Here is a 14,688-nt window from a genome sequence, read left to right as displayed (position 1 = left end):
TGGAGGGTCGGCTCCCCCCGGCCTTCCAGACGACAAGAAGTGACATGATATGAACCATTTCCTCGACATCCACAAAACCGATGCCGATGCCCTGCGGGGCATCATCGATCACGCGGGCGCCATGAAACAGGCGCGCCTCGGCCGCCCCAAGGGCGCCCCCGATGACGAACAGCCGCTGGCGGATCGCATGGTGGCGCTGATCTTCGAGAAACCCTCGACTCGGACGCGCGTGTCCTTTGATGTGGGGGTGCGCCAGATGGGCGGGCAGACCATGGTGCTGTCGGGCAACGACATGCAGCTTGGCCATGGTGAGACCATTGCCGATACCGCCCGCGTGCTGTCGCGCTACGTGGACATGATCATGATCCGGACCTTTGATGAATCCGTGCTGATGGAAATGGCGGAATATGCCGATGTGCCGGTGATCAACGGTCTGACTGACCGCACACACCCGTGCCAGATCATGGCCGATATCCTGACCTATGAAGAGCATCGCGGCTCGATCAAGGGCAAGAAGGTGGTCTGGACGGGGGACGGCAACAACGTCTGCGCCTCCTTCCTGCATGCGGCGGCGCAGTTCGGATTTGACCTGACCTTCACCGGCCCCTCGCAGCTGGACCCAGAGGATGAATTCGTCGGCCTGGCGCGCAAGGCAGGGTCGAAGGTGGTGATCGAACGCGATCCCGTGAAGGCCGTGGAAGGCGCCGATCTGGTGGTGGCCGATACCTGGGTCAGCATGCATGACAGCCAGTCCTCGAAAGAGCGGCGCCACAACATGCTGCGCCCCTATCAGGTGAACGATGCGCTGATGGCCCACGCCAAGGAGGACGCCCTGTTCATGCATTGCCTGCCCGCCCACCGCGAGGAAGAGGTGACCTCTTCGGTAATGGACGGTCCGCAATCGGTGATCTTCGACGAGGCCGAAAACCGCCTGCACGCGCAGAAGGCGGTGATGCGCTGGTGCCTCGGCGTCTGATCCGATGAGCCGGATCGGGCGGGCCCGGCCCAGCCCTGCCTGAAAACGACAAACCCCTCGCGCCATGCCTGCCGCGAGGGGTTTTCTTTTGCGTCTTCGGTCTGTTGTGTCAGCCGATGATCGTCGTCAGCGCCCAGAAGGTCACGCCGGACAAGAGGGCCGCGGCGGGAACGGTGATCACCCAGGCGGCGACGATGGTCATGAAGTGGCTGCGGCGCACCAGCTTGCGGCGGCGGCGTTCCTCGGGGGCGATGCGCAGCTCCTCGGGGCGCTGCAGCGAGAATTTGCGCAGGCGGTTCTCGGCGTGCCATTCGCGGAAGAACCCGACGCCGAAGACCGCGCCAACCGCGATATGGGTCGAGGACACCGGCAGGCCCAGCCAGCTGGCGACGATCACGGTGATGGCAGCCGACAGCGACACGCAATAGGCGCGCATCGGGTTCAGCTTGGTGATCTGGCTGCCCACCATGCGGATCAGCTTGGGTCCGAACAGGAACAGGCCGAAGGAAATGCCGAAGGCGCCGATCACCATCACCCAGGTCGGGATTGCCACCTTGGCGGCAAAATCCCCGAACTCCGAGGCATGCACGATGGCGGCGAGCGGCCCCACCGCATTGGCGACATCATTGGCGCCATGGGCAAAGGACAGGAGGGCGGCCGAAATCACCAGCGGAATGCGGAACAGGATCTTGAGCGATTTGTTGCGGTTTTCCAGGCCCTGGGACTGGCGGGCGATCATCGGCTTGGTGATCAGCCAGCTCAGCACCGCGAAGCCCAGGCCGATCAGAAGTGCGGTCTGCAGGTCGATCTTGATGATCTTTTTCAGGCCCTTCAGCGCCAGGTAGGAGGCAAAGGCCCCCGCCATGATACCAACCAGGATCGGCACCCATTTGCGGGCGGCGGCGATCTTGTCCTCCTGGTAGATGACCTTGGCCTTGATCACGGCCAGGAACAGAGCTGCGATGACACCGCCCAGCACCGGCGAGATGACCCAGCTGGCGGCGATCTTGCTCATGGTGGCCCAGTTGACCGCCGACAGGCCCGCTGCCGCGATGCCTGCGCCCATGACGCCGCCCACCACCGAATGGGTGGTGGAGACCGGCGCGCCGATCCAGGTCGCCAGGTTCACCCAGAGCGCGGAGGAGACCAGCGCCGCCATCATCGCCCAGATGAAGACATTGGTGGTGGCAACGGCTTCGGGGTCGATGATCCCCTTGGAAATGGTTGAAACCACATCGCCCCCGGCCAGCAGCGCACCGGCACTTTCGGCGATGGCGGCGATCACGATGGCGCCGCCCATGGTCAGCGCGTTGGCGCCCACCGCCGGCCCCATGTTGTTGGCCACATCATTGGCGCCGATGTTGAGCGCCATATAGGCGCCAAAGACCGCTGCGGCGATTACCACGAAATTGACCGGCGAGCTGCCCAGGAACACCGCAGCTGCGGCCCCCGCCAAAACGATGAAGGCCAGCGCGATGCCCGGGCCGACCAGGGGGCGGGAGACATAGGCCGTCGCCAGCTCCAGCTGCGAAATCCGGTTCAGGTCCCGGTCCAGGGTTTCCCAGTGCTTGCTGTCGATTTTTTCGCCGCTCTGGCCATTTTCGCCCATGTCGTCAGTCCCCATATCAACGATGGGCCTGCGGTAGACGCCCTGCGGCAATCGCGCAAGGGTGGCGTCACAAAATATTTACAAAGCTGTTACAATTGCCGCAGAAGATCCTGCAGCTCCGGTTCCCGCACCAGGTTCGCGGCCTGCCCGGCGGGCATCCAGACGCGTTTGCGCTGATGGGCTTCGGGGTAGTCGTCCTTCATCCGGCAGACTTCGGCCAGATAGACCAGGGTTTCCACCGCCTCGATCGTGCCGTTGCTGCGTTCCTTGCGATAGCCGTAGCTCCCGAAGGGCGCGCCCTCGATACGGGCATCGACGACACCGGCCTCTTCCCAGGCTTCCTGCAGGGCGGATTCGGCGCCGTTCTTGCCCCGGATGGGCCAGCCCTTGGGAATGATCCAGCGCCCGGTGCCCCGGCTGGTGATCATCAGCACATCGGTGCCCGAGCCGGTCTTGCGGCAGCACAGCGCTGCAACCTGCACCCGTTTGGGGCGGAAGATCATGGGGCGGAGAAGCTCTTCCCATGCCTGTGCAAGGATCGATGTCATGCCTGAACTGCTTTCGGTCGTCTTTTTGTGGTCGTCTTATTGCCGTCTGATGCGGCTTGGCCCGTGCCTGTTTCGGACCCGTGCTGCCGCTGTTGGTTAATATAGATATGTGGATAAGATGCATTTTTCAATCCCTGCTTGAGTTTGTGCGGGAAGTGTGAGTTTTTCGCGGCATCTGGATCCGGCTTGCCCTCCTCAAAGGGGGGGGGCGCAAAATCCGGGATGTCAAAATGTTTGGGGAGGACAGGCAGATGAAAGCGGCATTGGTGACAGGGGGCGCGCGGGGTATCGGGCTTGCGACCGCGAAGGGGTTGCTGGATGAGGGCTGGCAGGTGGCCATTCTCGACCGCGACAGCGAGGCGCTGCAGGCAGCGGGGCGCGAGGTATCGGGTCTTGTTCTCATCGATGCGGATGTTTCACGCCCCGAAGATGTGGCGCGCGCGGTTAAGGAGGCGACCGGGGCCTTCGGGCGGCTCGACGGGCTGGTGAACAATGCGGGTGTTGCGGATTTCGGCCCCATCCGGGAGACGACATTCGAACGCTGGCGCCGGGTGATGGAGACCAACCTGGACGGTCCCTTCCTGATGACACAGGCCTTCACCGATCTTCTGGCGGCGGATGGCGGCGGGGCGGTGGTCAATATCACCTCCATTTCCGGGCTGCGGGCCAGCACCCTGCGGGTGGCCTATGGCACCTCGAAGGCAGCGCTGGCGCAGCTCACCCTGCAGCAGGCGGCGGAACTGGGCGAGATCGGGATCCGCGTCAATGCGGTGGCGCCGGGGCCGGTGGCGACCAAGCTGGCGATGGCGGTGCACAGCCCCGAGATCATCGCGGCCTACCACGATGCGCTGCCCCTGAACCGCTATGGCAAGGAAGAGGAGATCGCCGCGGCGATCAATTTCCTGTTGTCGGAGAAGGCCAGTTTCATCACCGGGCAGATCCTGGCCGCCGATGGTGGATTTGAGGCGACGGGCATCGGCCTGCCTGCGCTTCGTGCGGATGAGGCAAAGACCCGAGACTAACCCCTGCACCGGGGCGGCTCCCGCCCGCGGAGCGCTGCATCAAAGATGCATCATCCGCCGTTGGGCATGGCAGCGCGCAGATGCGCGCTGCGCTGGCGCGCCAGCGCGACCGTGCCAGATTCAGGATTTGCGCCGGTTGGCGCGAAGGGTGGGATCCGCTTCGGTCGGGTCTTCGGGCCATGGATGTTTGGGGTATTGCGCGCGCATGTCCTTGCGCACATCGGCATAAGAGCCTGCCCAGAATCCGGGCAGATCGCGGGTGATCTGGATCGGACGTTGAGCCGGGGACAGGAGCGTCACCTTCAGCGGCACCCCCGCGACGGTGGGATGGCGCGTGACGCCAAACATCTCTTGCAGGCGCACCGAGATTTCCGGCACCTCCTGGGCGTAATCGATCGGGATCTTGCGCCCGAGCGGCGTGATGAAACTGCCGGGTGCCTCACTGTCGAGCACCTGCGTCTGCTCCCAATTGAGCGCGGCGCGCAGGGCGGGCAGGAGGTCGAATTGCTTCCAGCTCTGCGCCGACTTCACGCCGGTCAGCATCGGCAGCAGCCAGTCTTCCAGCGTCGCCATCAGTCCGTCGTTTGAAAAGTCCGGTAGTTCGTGCCCCTCGGACCGCACCAGCTTGACGCGGGCGACAAGGCGTGCGGCGGCGCCATCCAGACGCAGGCCCAGGTCGCGCACCCCGTCCAGCATCGCCTCTGCCACCGCATCGGGAGGGACATCCTTCCAGATGCGATCCTCCAGGACGATGGCGCCCAGGCGCTGCTGCTGACGCGCGACCACCCGGCGCTCGCGCTTGGACCAGGTGCAGCTGTCGACCCAGACGATCTGATCGGCAAAGAGCTCGCGGATTTCGCCGAGGGTAATCTGCGCGGCCATGCGGATCTTTGCCTCGCGCGGATTGCCGTCAGTGTCCAGCGCCACCAGGAAGGGGGCGGCGGCAAGCGTATCCTCTGGCGGCAGCACGGCGCCCTTGCCGCCCGACAGAACGTAGCGGGGCGCATCGCCCTTGCGGCGCTGGCCGATGCGGTCGGGATAGGCGAGGGCGGCCAGCCCGGCAGGGGACAGGCGGGCGCCCTCTGCCACTTTGGCCTTGCGCAGGCTTTGCTCCAGCCTGCGGGCCTCGGCGCGGATTCGGTCGATTACCGGCAGCGTAACCTGATAGGGGCGTTTGCGCTGGAACGCCTTGGGATCCTTCAGCGCCTCAAGTCGCAGCATCAGATCGGACGGGGCACCGCGCAACGGGTCCCGTTCGGCCAGAAGAGCGGCCAGCGTCGCGGCCTCGGCGCGTTGCGTTGCACTGGCCTGCAGCAGCATATGCGCAAGACGCGGATGCAGGGGCAGGGCCGACAGCGCCTTTCCGTGAGGGGTGATACGCCCCTGATTATCGAGAGCCCCGAGGAAGGTCAAAAGGCTCCGGGCCTCTTGCAAAGCGCCGTCTGGCGGTGGGGTGAGGAAGGCGAGATCATTCTCGGCGGCGCCCCATAGCGCCAGTTCCAGCGCCAGGCCAGCCAGATCGGCAGAGGCGATTTCGGGCGGGGGGAAGGCGGCCAGCGCGCCTTCCTCGCCCTTGCTCCAGAGCCGATAGCACACCCCTTCCGAGACACGACCCGCACGGCCCTGTCGCTGGGTGGCCTCGGCGCGGGTGACGCGGTCTGTCACCAGCCGCGACATGCCGGATCCGGGATCAAACCGGGCCCGGCGCGATTGCCCCATGTCGACGACCACCCGCACATCCTGAATTGTCAGCGAGGTTTCCGCGATCGATGTGGCCAGCACCACCTTGCGGCCCGATTGGGCGGGCTGGATGGCGGCGCGCTGCTGGGCAAAGGGCAGGGCGCCGAACAGCGGATGAACCGAGCAGCTGCCGGGCAGACGGCTCTCCAGGGCGGCGGCCGCGCGGCGGATTTCGCCCTCGCCCGGCAGGAACACCAGAATGCCACCGCCCTCCTTGCGCGTCTCGGCCTCGGCCCGGACCACCAGATCGACCAGCGCATCAATGCGCCGCGCATTTGCGGGCAGGGGGCGCTCCAGCCAGCGGGTTTCAACCGGGTAGCTGCGCCCTTCGGAGGTCACGAGCGGCGCCTCCATCAGCGTGCTGACCGGTTCGGCGTCTAGGGTGGCCGACATCGCCAGCAGGATCAGATCGTCGCGCAGGGCGCCCGCGACCTCGAGGCAAAGCGCCACGCCCAGATCGGCATTGAGCGAGCGTTCGTGGAATTCATCGAAGATCACCGCGCCGACGCCGGGCAGGTCGGGATCGGATTGCAGCATGCGGGTCAGGATGCCCTCGGTCACCACCTCGATCCGGGTCGCCTTGCTGACCTTGGCCTCGCCCCGGATGCGGTAGCCCACGGTTTCACCGGGGCGTTCGCCCAGGGTTTCAGCCATGCGCTCGGCAGCGGCGCGGGCGGCAAGGCGGCGCGGTTCCAGCATGACGATGCGGCCCGCGCACAGACCGGCTTCCAGCATGGCAAGCGGTACCTTGGTGGTCTTGCCCGCACCGGGCGGGGCCTGCAGCACGGCGCGGCCGCTCTGTTTCAGGGCGGCGATCAACTCGGGCAGGGCGTCATCGATGGGCAGGCGTGTCATGTCCGCCTTATCGCCAAAGCGCCGGGCGGGGTCCAGTGTCGCGCGTGCTGCGGCTGCATGCCACTGGACAATCCGGCCCTGCCTGCGTCAAGTATGCGAAACTTTTGCAGAGGGGGTCGGCATGGATATCGCGCAGATGGGGGAGAGGATCCTGAAGGGGGATCGGCGGGCGCTGGCGCGGGCGATCACCCTGGTCGAAAGCGGCCGCGCCGATCACCGGGAACAGGCGCTTGCCCTGCTCGAGCAGCTGGCCAAATCCGGGCGGCAATCTCTGCGCATCGGCTTGTCGGGCACGCCGGGGGTGGGCAAATCCACCTTCATCGAGAGCTTTGGCATGATGCTGGTGGGGCGCGGCCTGCGGGTCGCGGTGCTGGCGGTGGATCCCAGTTCGGCGCGCTCGGGCGGCTCGATCCTGGGCGACAAGACCCGGATGGAGCATCTCAGCCGCCAGAAGAACGCCTTTATCCGCCCCTCTCCCAGCCAGACCACGCTGGGCGGCGTTGCCCGGCGCACCCGCGAGGCCGTGTCCCTGTGCGAGGCGGCCGGTTTTGACGTGGTTCTGATCGAAACCGTTGGCGTGGGGCAATCGGAAACCGTGGTGGCGCAGATGTCGGATCTGTTCCTGCTGCTCTTGGCGCCTGCAGGGGGTGACGAATTGCAGGGCGTCAAGCGCGGCATCATGGAAATGGCCGATATCATCCTGGTGAACAAGGCCGATGGCGATCTGAAACCGGCGGCCACCCGTACCTGCGCCGATTACGCGGGCGCATTGCGCCTGCTCCGCAAACGGCCACAGGATCCCGAGGGCTTTCCCAGGGCGATGATGGTTTCGGCCCTCGCCGAAGAGGGGCTTGAGGGCGCTTGGGCCGATATCGAGACGCTGGCGGATTGGCGGCGCGAGACCGGACATTGGGAACGGACCCGCGCCGAACAGGCCCGCTATTGGTTTGCCGAAGATGTGCGCCAGGCCTTGCTGTCGCGGCTTGAAAGCCCCTGGGCGCAGGCGCGGATGGCGGATCTTTCCGAGGCGGTGGCGCAGGGTCGGCAGACCCCGGCCGCCGCGGCGCGGGACATGCTGAAAGGGCTTGGGCTGGAGTAAGGCGGCACTTTCCTGCGAAGGGAGCTATAAAACCCGGCCATACGTCTTGACCCTGCCGGTGATTCCTCCTAAACGCATCCAACCAGTTTTCGGGCGCAGCCAATGGCAGCGCCCCTTGTGATTTGGCGGCAGATTCGGGATTTCGTCCGGTAGGCCGCCCCAGATACGAAGGAAGAACCCATGTCGCGCCGTTGCGAACTGACCGGAAAAGGCCCGATGACTGGCAACAATGTCAGCCACGCCAACAACAAAACCAAGCGTCGTTTCCTGCCCAACCTGAACGACGTCACCCTGCAGTCCGAGACCCTGGGTCGCGGCATCAAGCTGCGCATCTCCGCAGCTGCTCTGCGCTCGGTTGATCACCGCGGTGGTCTGGACGCCTTCCTGGCCAAAGCCAAGGACGAAGAGCTGTCCGCAGCGGCACTGAAGGTGAAGAAAGAGATCGCCAAGGCCCAAGCTGCCGAGGCCTGATCCGCTTCTCTCAAGAACTATCTCGTGAGACGCCGCGCTGGAGATCCCAGCGCGGCGTTTTGCCGTCTGGGGCGCGTCCGAATGTCGCTTGCAGTCGGCTCCGCGCAGGGGCATATCGGGATGTGATGATGCAACGCCTGCGCATATACATCGGGATCTTCCTGTCCCTGGCCGTGGTTCTGACCGCCCATAGCGCCGCCGCCATGCGTGGGGCACAGGATGCCACCGGCCAGATGGTGATCTGTACCGGCACCGGTCCGGTTGCGATCTATGTGGACAGCGACGGGCAGCCGGTCTCGGCGCCGCACTACTGCCCCGACTGCGTGATGCATATCCTGGATCTCGCGGCCGGTGCTGCCGTCGATGCTCCGATGCCCGCCGATGTCGCCATCCTGAACGGTCTGCCCCCCGTTGCGGTGCCGCTCCTTGCTACACATGCGCAATGTGCCTTTGCGCGTGGGCCGCCGGCCTCTGTCTGATCTCACCACGACCAATCCCGGCCTTTGAAGGTCGAGCATTCAGACAGATACCGACAAGAGGAGACCTCAGATGTCTTTCAAATCCTATGTTTTCGCCGCAACCACTGCCGCTGCAATGACCCTGGCAGGTGCCGCCCTGGCAGGCGGCATGATGGTAGAGGACGCCTATGCGCGCGTTTCGACCAAGATGTCCGCCAGCGGTGCGGCCTTCATGCAGATCATGAACCACACCGGCGTCGATGATCGCCTGATCGATGCCCGCTCCGATGTTTCGGAACGGGTCGAGCTGCACACCCACCAGGGCGACGCCAATGGCGTGATGAAGATGGTGCATGTGGAGGAAGGCTTTGCCATCCCCGCGGGCGAAACCCATATGCTGAAGCGGGGCGGCGATCACGTGATGTTCCTGGGGCTGAAAGAGACCCTGCATCATGGCGATGTGGTGCCGCTGACCCTGGTGTTCGAAAAGGCCGGAGAGGTCAGCCTTGATGTAACGGTGGACCTGGAGCGCAAGCCTGCCCATGGCCACGGTGGCATGAAACACGGCCAGAAATCGAACTGATCACGCGCATCACCGATGCGGCAGCGGGCCAGTCTCCCCTTGGGAGCTGGTCCGTTTGCTTTCGGGGTTCCAGATCCGAAGGGTTTCGGGCTTGATGGGCTTCAGGCCTGTGCCAGCAATTCCGCCGTCCAGAGCGGCACGATCTGGGTCGCCGGTCCCAGTCGGGTCTCTACAAAGCTGGAGGCCCCGGCAGAGGGTTCGAGGTTCAACTCGATCGTATGGGCGCCGGCCATCTTGGCCTCTTGAACGAAGGCGGCTGCCGGATAGACCTGTCCGGAGGTGCCGATCGAGGCGAAAACATCCGCATCGCCCAGGTTGTCGTAGATCTCTTCCATGTCATAGGGCATTTCACCGAACCAGACGATATCGGGCCGTGTGCTGGGCATTTGGCAGGCCGGGCAGGTATCGGAGGGATGCATTTCCAGAGGTGCAGGCCAGCGGTGCTCGCAACGGGCACACAGCGCACCGTCCAGGACCCCATGCATGTGCAGCACCTTGGAGGCGCCGCCCTTCTCATGCAGCCCGTCTACATTCTGGGTGATGATCACCACATCGCCGGGCCAGGTCTTTTGCAGGTCGGCCAGGGCAATATGGGCGGCGTTCGGCTCCGCCGTGGCAGCCTGTGCACGGCGGGCATTGTAGAACTGATGTACCAATTCGGGGTTGCGGGCAAATCCTTCGGGGGTCGCCACATCCTCGATCCGGTGCTCTGCCCAAAGCCCGCCCTCGTCGCGGAAGGTGCCCAGTCCGCTTTCGGCCGAAATTCCGGCCCCGGTCAGGATCACGATCTTGTCTGAGCTCTTTCCCATCTCCGCAATACCTCGTAATGACTGGGTGCTCGAAAAAGGTGTATTAACGATGCGTAAACGATTTCTCTTCGTCTGCCTAGGCAACATTTGCCGGTCCCCGGCGGCACAAGGGGTGTTTCGCAAACTCTGTCCGGAAATGATTACAGACAGTGCAGGCACGGCGGGATATCACATGGGGGAGCCGCCCTACGGGCCGATGCAGGCGGCAGCACGGGCGCGGGGGTTGGATCTATCAGATCTGCGGGCGCGGCAGTTCCATGCCGGTGATTTCGAAGCTTTCGACCTGATCCTTGCCATGGACCAGGACAAGCTGCGCGATATCGAGCAGCAGCGGCCCCAGGGCAATCAAACGCCCGTGGTCCCGTTCACGCAATTCATCGAAGGCGGCGGGCATGATCACGTGCCGGACCCCTATTACACGCGGGATTTCGAGGGCTGCCTTGATATCATCGAGCGTGCCGCCCAGGGACTGGCCGGCACGCTAGCCGCAGGCCCTGCAGGGAATGGCGACTAGTTTTCGATCACCTTGAACTCACCGGCCAGCCAGGGCAGGCGCACCAGTGCGGGGTCGATCATCTGGCTCTGGATCAGATGCCGCATGGTCTGGGCAACATCGCGGGGCACCTGATCGGCCCAGTCGGCGCCGGTGAACAGCGAGATGGTGCGCGCGGCAGTGCCAAAGGGCAGCGCGTAGGCTTCGATCTGATCGTGGAACCGGGCCGCCCGCATATAGCCAAGCGGTGTGGTGATCGCCCAGCCGACTCGCCGCGCCACCATGGCCATCAGCGCCAGATGCGATCCGATCTCGAAGCGGCTTTCGTAGGTGACATGCTGCCGCGCCAGATGCGCCTCGATCTGCTGCGAGATCAATTGATCCCCGGCATAGCGCAGAAACGGCAGGGCGCTCAGCTGGGCCGGGTCAAGCCCCTGTGCCGCCGAGGTCGAGCCCTGGATAAATCCCTTGGGGGCCACAAGAATGAAGGGATCCTGCACCAGCGGGTATTCAACGATGCCGTCGCGCAGGGCGCCGGTCGTGGCGGCAACGGCGATATGCAGCTCGCGCGCTTCCATGGCGGCGATGATGTCATGGCTGGAGGCGGTGATCATCTTGAAGCGGCACTTGGTGAGGCTGTCGGCAAGGATCGTCATCAGGCGCGGCGTCAGGTCATTGTCGAAATCGTCGATCAACCCCATCGACAGGGCCGGCAGATGGCTGAGATCGACCACCGTCAGCTCGCTTTGGGCCAGGCGCAGCTCTGCCAGCACCGCCTCGGTGCGGGCCAGGAAGGTGCGCCCGGCCGGGGTGACCACCATGGGGCGGCGGCTGTGATCCACCAGATCGCTGCTGAGCGCCTTTTCCAGATTGCGCAGCTGTTGGCTAACGGCCGGCTGGCTGAGGCCGGTGATCTCGGCGGCCTGCGCGACCGATCCGGTCTTGGCCAGGGCTTCAAATACCTCCAGCCCCCTTAGGGTAACGCCCTTCATCAACATGAATTTGCTCCAGAAATGGCCATTATCTCTCCGAATAGCATCTTCAGGGTCAAGGGGGCGATTGTTGCGTTTTTCCCCGTACCCTGTCAAACAGCTGACCTGGCGAAAAAAGCAGCACGCGCCGATGGGTTGGCCTTCAGCGGTATCGTTTAGACAACATGGCGCGAAACAAGGGCAGAGACCGCATGAGTCACGAAAATGTGATCACGGGGCGCAGGGAGGTCAGCGGAAGGGGGGCTGTCTGACCCTAGCCGCAGGCGCGGGCGGCGGTTTCGCCAAAGGCCTTGTAACGTTCCCACAGCTGTTCGTCCTGGCGCCGGTCGGATTGGCGGACTACCTGTGCCTGGTGGGGATTGGCAAACCATTTCGACACGGTAGAGCGTTCGGCGCGGGTCAGGCTCTTGTTGGCGACCTTCTGGATGCAGCTGCACAGACCGGCCTTCTGATAGGCGCGTTCCGAGTTGCGGCAGGCCTGTTCAATCGCCCCGGCCTGGACAGCGGGCACATTAACGGCCCACAGGGCGGCTGCACATAGGAAAGAGGTCACAAGGCGCATGGGATATGTCCTGTCCGCTGATTTCATGAAGCACCGCTGGCAGGCGGCTGCACGGGACTATGCCGCAGGGGGCGCAAGCTTTCAATCGTGGTTAAGCAGAGATGAAGAATGCGCGGGAATCTGCCACAGGCTCAGCGGATAGGGTCTTGCCCGGACGCGTCCGTGGGTGGAGGGAGGTTTCGACCTGTGTCTGTGGCGCGCCTTCGCGCACGAGCCGCGTCCGAATGTCATTTGTGCAGCTGATGATGTTTGGCAGGAGCCTCTGTTTTCATAGCGTGCGGGGGCTCAACTCGTCGCCGGAAACCGCCCATATCCTGACTTTTCCCAAAGGCCGCTGAGAAGTGCCATGCCCCCCAAGAAGGCCGAAGAGTTCGCTCTCCGCGTTCATTCTGCGGCAATTGTGCCTCTCCCGCTCCTCGTCCTTAAAAATATCGCTCAACGGCCGCACGCGCCCGCTTGACCAAACTCAAAATCCGAACCATATCCCCAAACCATGACAGAGCTCTCCAAGATCCGCAATTTCTCCATCGTCGCCCATATCGACCATGGCAAATCCACCCTCGCCGACCGGCTCATCCAGGAGACCGGCACGGTGCAGTCGCGGGATATGAAAGAGCAGCTCCTGGACTCGATGGATATCGAGCGCGAGCGCGGTATTACCATCAAGGCCAACACCGTCCGCATCGATTACAAGGCTGACGATGGGGAGACCTACGTTCTGAACCTCATCGACACCCCCGGTCACGTGGACTTTGCCTATGAAGTCTCCCGCTCCATGCGCGCGGTTGAAGGCTCTCTGCTGGTGGTGGACAGCACCCAAGGGGTCGAGGCGCAGACGCTGGCGAACGTCTATCAGGCGATCGAGGCGGATCACGAGATCGTGCCGGTGCTGAACAAGATCGACCTGCCTGCCTCCGATTGTGACCGCGTGGCCGAGCAGATCGAGGATGTGATCGGCATCGATGCAAGCGAGGCCATTCAGGTCTCGGCGAAGACAGGGCAGGGCATCCATGAGACGCTCGAGTCCATCGTCAAGCTGCTGCCCGCACCCGAAGGCACCCGCGATGCGCCCTTGAAGGCGATGCTGGTGGACAGCTGGTATGATGCCTACCTCGGCGTGATCGTTCTGGTGCGCATCATGGACGGCGTGCTGAAAAAAGGTATGCGGGTCAAGTTCATGTCGAATGACACCCTGCACCATGTGGACCGGATCGGCGTCTTCCGCCCGGCGATGCAGGTGGTGGACGAGCTGGGCCCGGGCGAGATCGGCTTCCTCACCGCATCGATCAAGCAGGTGCGCGATACCCGCGTCGGTGACACCATCACCAATGACCGGAACGGTTGCGAGGTCGCTCTGCCGGGCTTCAAACCGGCGCAACCGGTGGTCTTCTGTGGTCTCTTCCCGGTGGACAGCGCCGAATTCGAAGACCTGCGCGATGCCATCGACAAGCTGGCCCTGAACGATGCGTCTTTCTCTTTCGAGATGGAGACCTCGGCGGCGCTGGGCTTTGGCTTCCGCTGCGGCTTCCTGGGCCTGTTGCACCTGGAGGTGATCCGTGACCGGATCGAACGCGAATACAATATCGAGCTGATCACCACCGCGCCAAGCGTGATCTATCACGTCTACATGAAGGACGGGGAGCAGATCGACCTGCACAACCCCGCCGACATGCCCGATATGTCGAAGGTGGACCATATCGAGGAACCGCGCATCAAGGCGACGATCCTTGTGCCCGACGAATACCTTGGCGATGTGCTGAAGCTTTGCCAGGACCGCCGCGGCATTCAGGAGGATCTGACCTATGCCGGCACCCGCGCCATGGTGGTCTACGATCTGCCGCTGAACGAGGTGGTCTTTGACTTCTACGACCGTCTGAAATCGGTGACCAAGGGCTATGCCTCCTTTGACTATCACCTGACCGGCTACCGCGAGGACAATCTGGTGAAGATGTCGGTGCTGGTGAATGACGAGCCCGTGGACGCGCTGTCGATGATGGTGCACCGGGACCGCGCCGAAATGCGCGGCCGTGCCATGTGCGAAAAGCTGAAGGATCTGATCCCGCGTCACATGTTCAAGATCCCGATCCAGGCGGCCATCGGCGGCAAGGTGATCGCGCGCGAAACCCTCTCGGCGCTGCGCAAGGACGTAACCGCGAAATGCTACGGCGGCGACGCTACCCGGAAGCGCAAGCTTCTGGAAAAGCAGAAAGCGGGCAAGAAGAAGATGCGCCAGTTCGGCAAGGTCGACATCCCGCAGGAAGCCTTCATCTCGGCGCTGAAGATGGACAACTGAGGTAGTTGCTTTCTGGCCGCCCGTGGGGTTCAGTGCATACTTCGTTCCAGCTTAGCTGCTGAAAAGGTCACCTTGTATCGCACGTTGGGCTGGGAATATCCCTAGGGTCAGGATTCATAACCAGTAGATAACGACGGCTGCGAGCGCGATGGCCGAGAGGAAGACCTTGGGACACCTA

The 14,688-nt window shown here is 63.7% G+C and carries 14 protein-coding genes; 8 read left to right on the top strand and 6 right to left on the bottom strand.

The features are described from left to right. Nucleotides 1-49: 49 nt before the first annotated feature. Nucleotides 50-976, top strand: a complete 927-nt coding sequence (gene argF / locus PXK01_RS20290) for an ornithine carbamoyltransferase (RefSeq protein ID WP_274848425.1) — start codon at nt 50-52, stop codon at nt 974-976. Between the two features lie 109 nt (nt 977-1,085). Here the strand turns inward: argF and PXK01_RS20285 are convergent, their stop codons facing one another. Beyond that, nucleotides 1,086-2,585: an inorganic phosphate transporter gene (locus PXK01_RS20285; RefSeq protein ID WP_274848423.1), complete on the bottom strand. Its 1,500-nt coding sequence runs from the start codon at nt 2,583-2,585 to the stop codon at nt 1,086-1,088. A gap of 89 nt (nt 2,586-2,674) precedes the next feature. Beyond that, a complete protein-coding gene (locus tag PXK01_RS20280; RefSeq protein WP_274861528.1) occupies nt 2,675-3,133 on the bottom strand; it encodes an NUDIX hydrolase in 459 nt (152 codons plus the stop codon). A gap of 251 nt (nt 3,134-3,384) precedes the next feature. On the opposite strand from PXK01_RS20280, the gene PXK01_RS20275 reads away from it, so the two are divergent. After that, complete coding sequence (locus PXK01_RS20275; RefSeq protein ID WP_274861527.1) at nt 3,385-4,155, top strand: SDR family NAD(P)-dependent oxidoreductase; 771 nt, start codon at nt 3,385-3,387, stop codon at nt 4,153-4,155. A gap of 120 nt (nt 4,156-4,275) precedes the next feature. On the opposite strand, the gene hrpB is transcribed toward PXK01_RS20275, so the two are convergent. Next, entirely contained in the window at nt 4,276-6,750 is a 2,475-nt protein-coding gene (gene hrpB, locus PXK01_RS20270) for an ATP-dependent helicase HrpB (protein WP_274861526.1), read from the bottom strand. A 121-nt stretch (nt 6,751-6,871) separates the two neighbouring features. Between hrpB and meaB the strand changes: the two genes are divergently transcribed. The 4 genes from meaB (at nt 6,872) to PXK01_RS20250 (ending at nt 9,361) form a co-directional block, all read left to right on the top strand. After that, nucleotides 6,872-7,849 (top strand): methylmalonyl Co-A mutase-associated GTPase MeaB, encoded by a 978-nt coding sequence (gene meaB / locus PXK01_RS20265; RefSeq protein ID WP_274848419.1) that lies wholly within the window; start codon nt 6,872-6,874, stop codon nt 7,847-7,849. A 180-nt stretch (nt 7,850-8,029) separates the two neighbouring features. After that, complete coding sequence (gene rpmB / locus PXK01_RS20260; protein ID WP_274848417.1) at nt 8,030-8,320, top strand: 50S ribosomal protein L28; 291 nt, start codon at nt 8,030-8,032, stop codon at nt 8,318-8,320. Between the two features lie 128 nt (nt 8,321-8,448). Next, on the top strand, nt 8,449-8,799 hold the full coding sequence (locus PXK01_RS20255) for a hypothetical protein (protein ID WP_274848416.1): 351 nt from the start codon (nt 8,449-8,451) through the stop codon (nt 8,797-8,799). A gap of 70 nt (nt 8,800-8,869) precedes the next feature. Beyond that, the gene (locus PXK01_RS20250; RefSeq protein WP_274848414.1) at nt 8,870-9,361 is read left to right on the top strand and encodes a copper chaperone PCu(A)C; all 492 of its coding nucleotides are present in this window, start codon (nt 8,870-8,872) and stop codon (nt 9,359-9,361) included. 101 nt (nt 9,362-9,462) lie between these two features. Here the strand turns inward: PXK01_RS20250 and PXK01_RS20245 are convergent, their stop codons facing one another. Continuing rightward, a complete protein-coding gene (locus PXK01_RS20245) occupies nt 9,463-10,170 on the bottom strand; it encodes an NAD-dependent deacylase (protein WP_274861525.1) in 708 nt (235 codons plus the stop codon). Nucleotides 10,171-10,219: 49 nt separating this feature from the next. Here PXK01_RS20245 and PXK01_RS20240 point away from each other — a divergent pair, with 49 nt between their 5' ends. Further along, entirely contained in the window at nt 10,220-10,684 is a 465-nt protein-coding gene (locus PXK01_RS20240) for a low molecular weight protein-tyrosine-phosphatase (RefSeq protein WP_274861524.1), read from the top strand. On the opposite strand, the gene PXK01_RS20235 is transcribed toward PXK01_RS20240, so the two are convergent. After that, nucleotides 10,681-11,661, bottom strand: coding sequence for a LysR family transcriptional regulator (locus PXK01_RS20235; RefSeq protein ID WP_274861523.1), 981 nt, complete (start codon nt 11,659-11,661; stop codon nt 10,681-10,683). The two genes, PXK01_RS20240 and PXK01_RS20235, sit on opposite strands and share 4 nt — an antisense overlap. Before the next feature lie 247 nt (nt 11,662-11,908). Beyond that, complete coding sequence (locus tag PXK01_RS20230; protein ID WP_274848411.1) at nt 11,909-12,217, bottom strand: hypothetical protein; 309 nt, start codon at nt 12,215-12,217, stop codon at nt 11,909-11,911. 493 nt (nt 12,218-12,710) lie between these two features. On the opposite strand from PXK01_RS20230, the gene lepA reads away from it, so the two are divergent. Next, complete coding sequence (gene lepA, locus PXK01_RS20225; RefSeq protein WP_274861522.1) at nt 12,711-14,510, top strand: translation elongation factor 4; 1,800 nt, start codon at nt 12,711-12,713, stop codon at nt 14,508-14,510. The last annotated feature ends 178 nt before the right edge of the window (nt 14,511-14,688 follow it).

The organism is Phaeobacter sp. PT47_59, from assembly GCF_028890025.1.
Taxonomy (GTDB): domain Bacteria; phylum Pseudomonadota; class Alphaproteobacteria; order Rhodobacterales; family Rhodobacteraceae; genus Phycobacter.
This window is presented reverse-complemented; position numbering and strand designations above follow the sequence as displayed.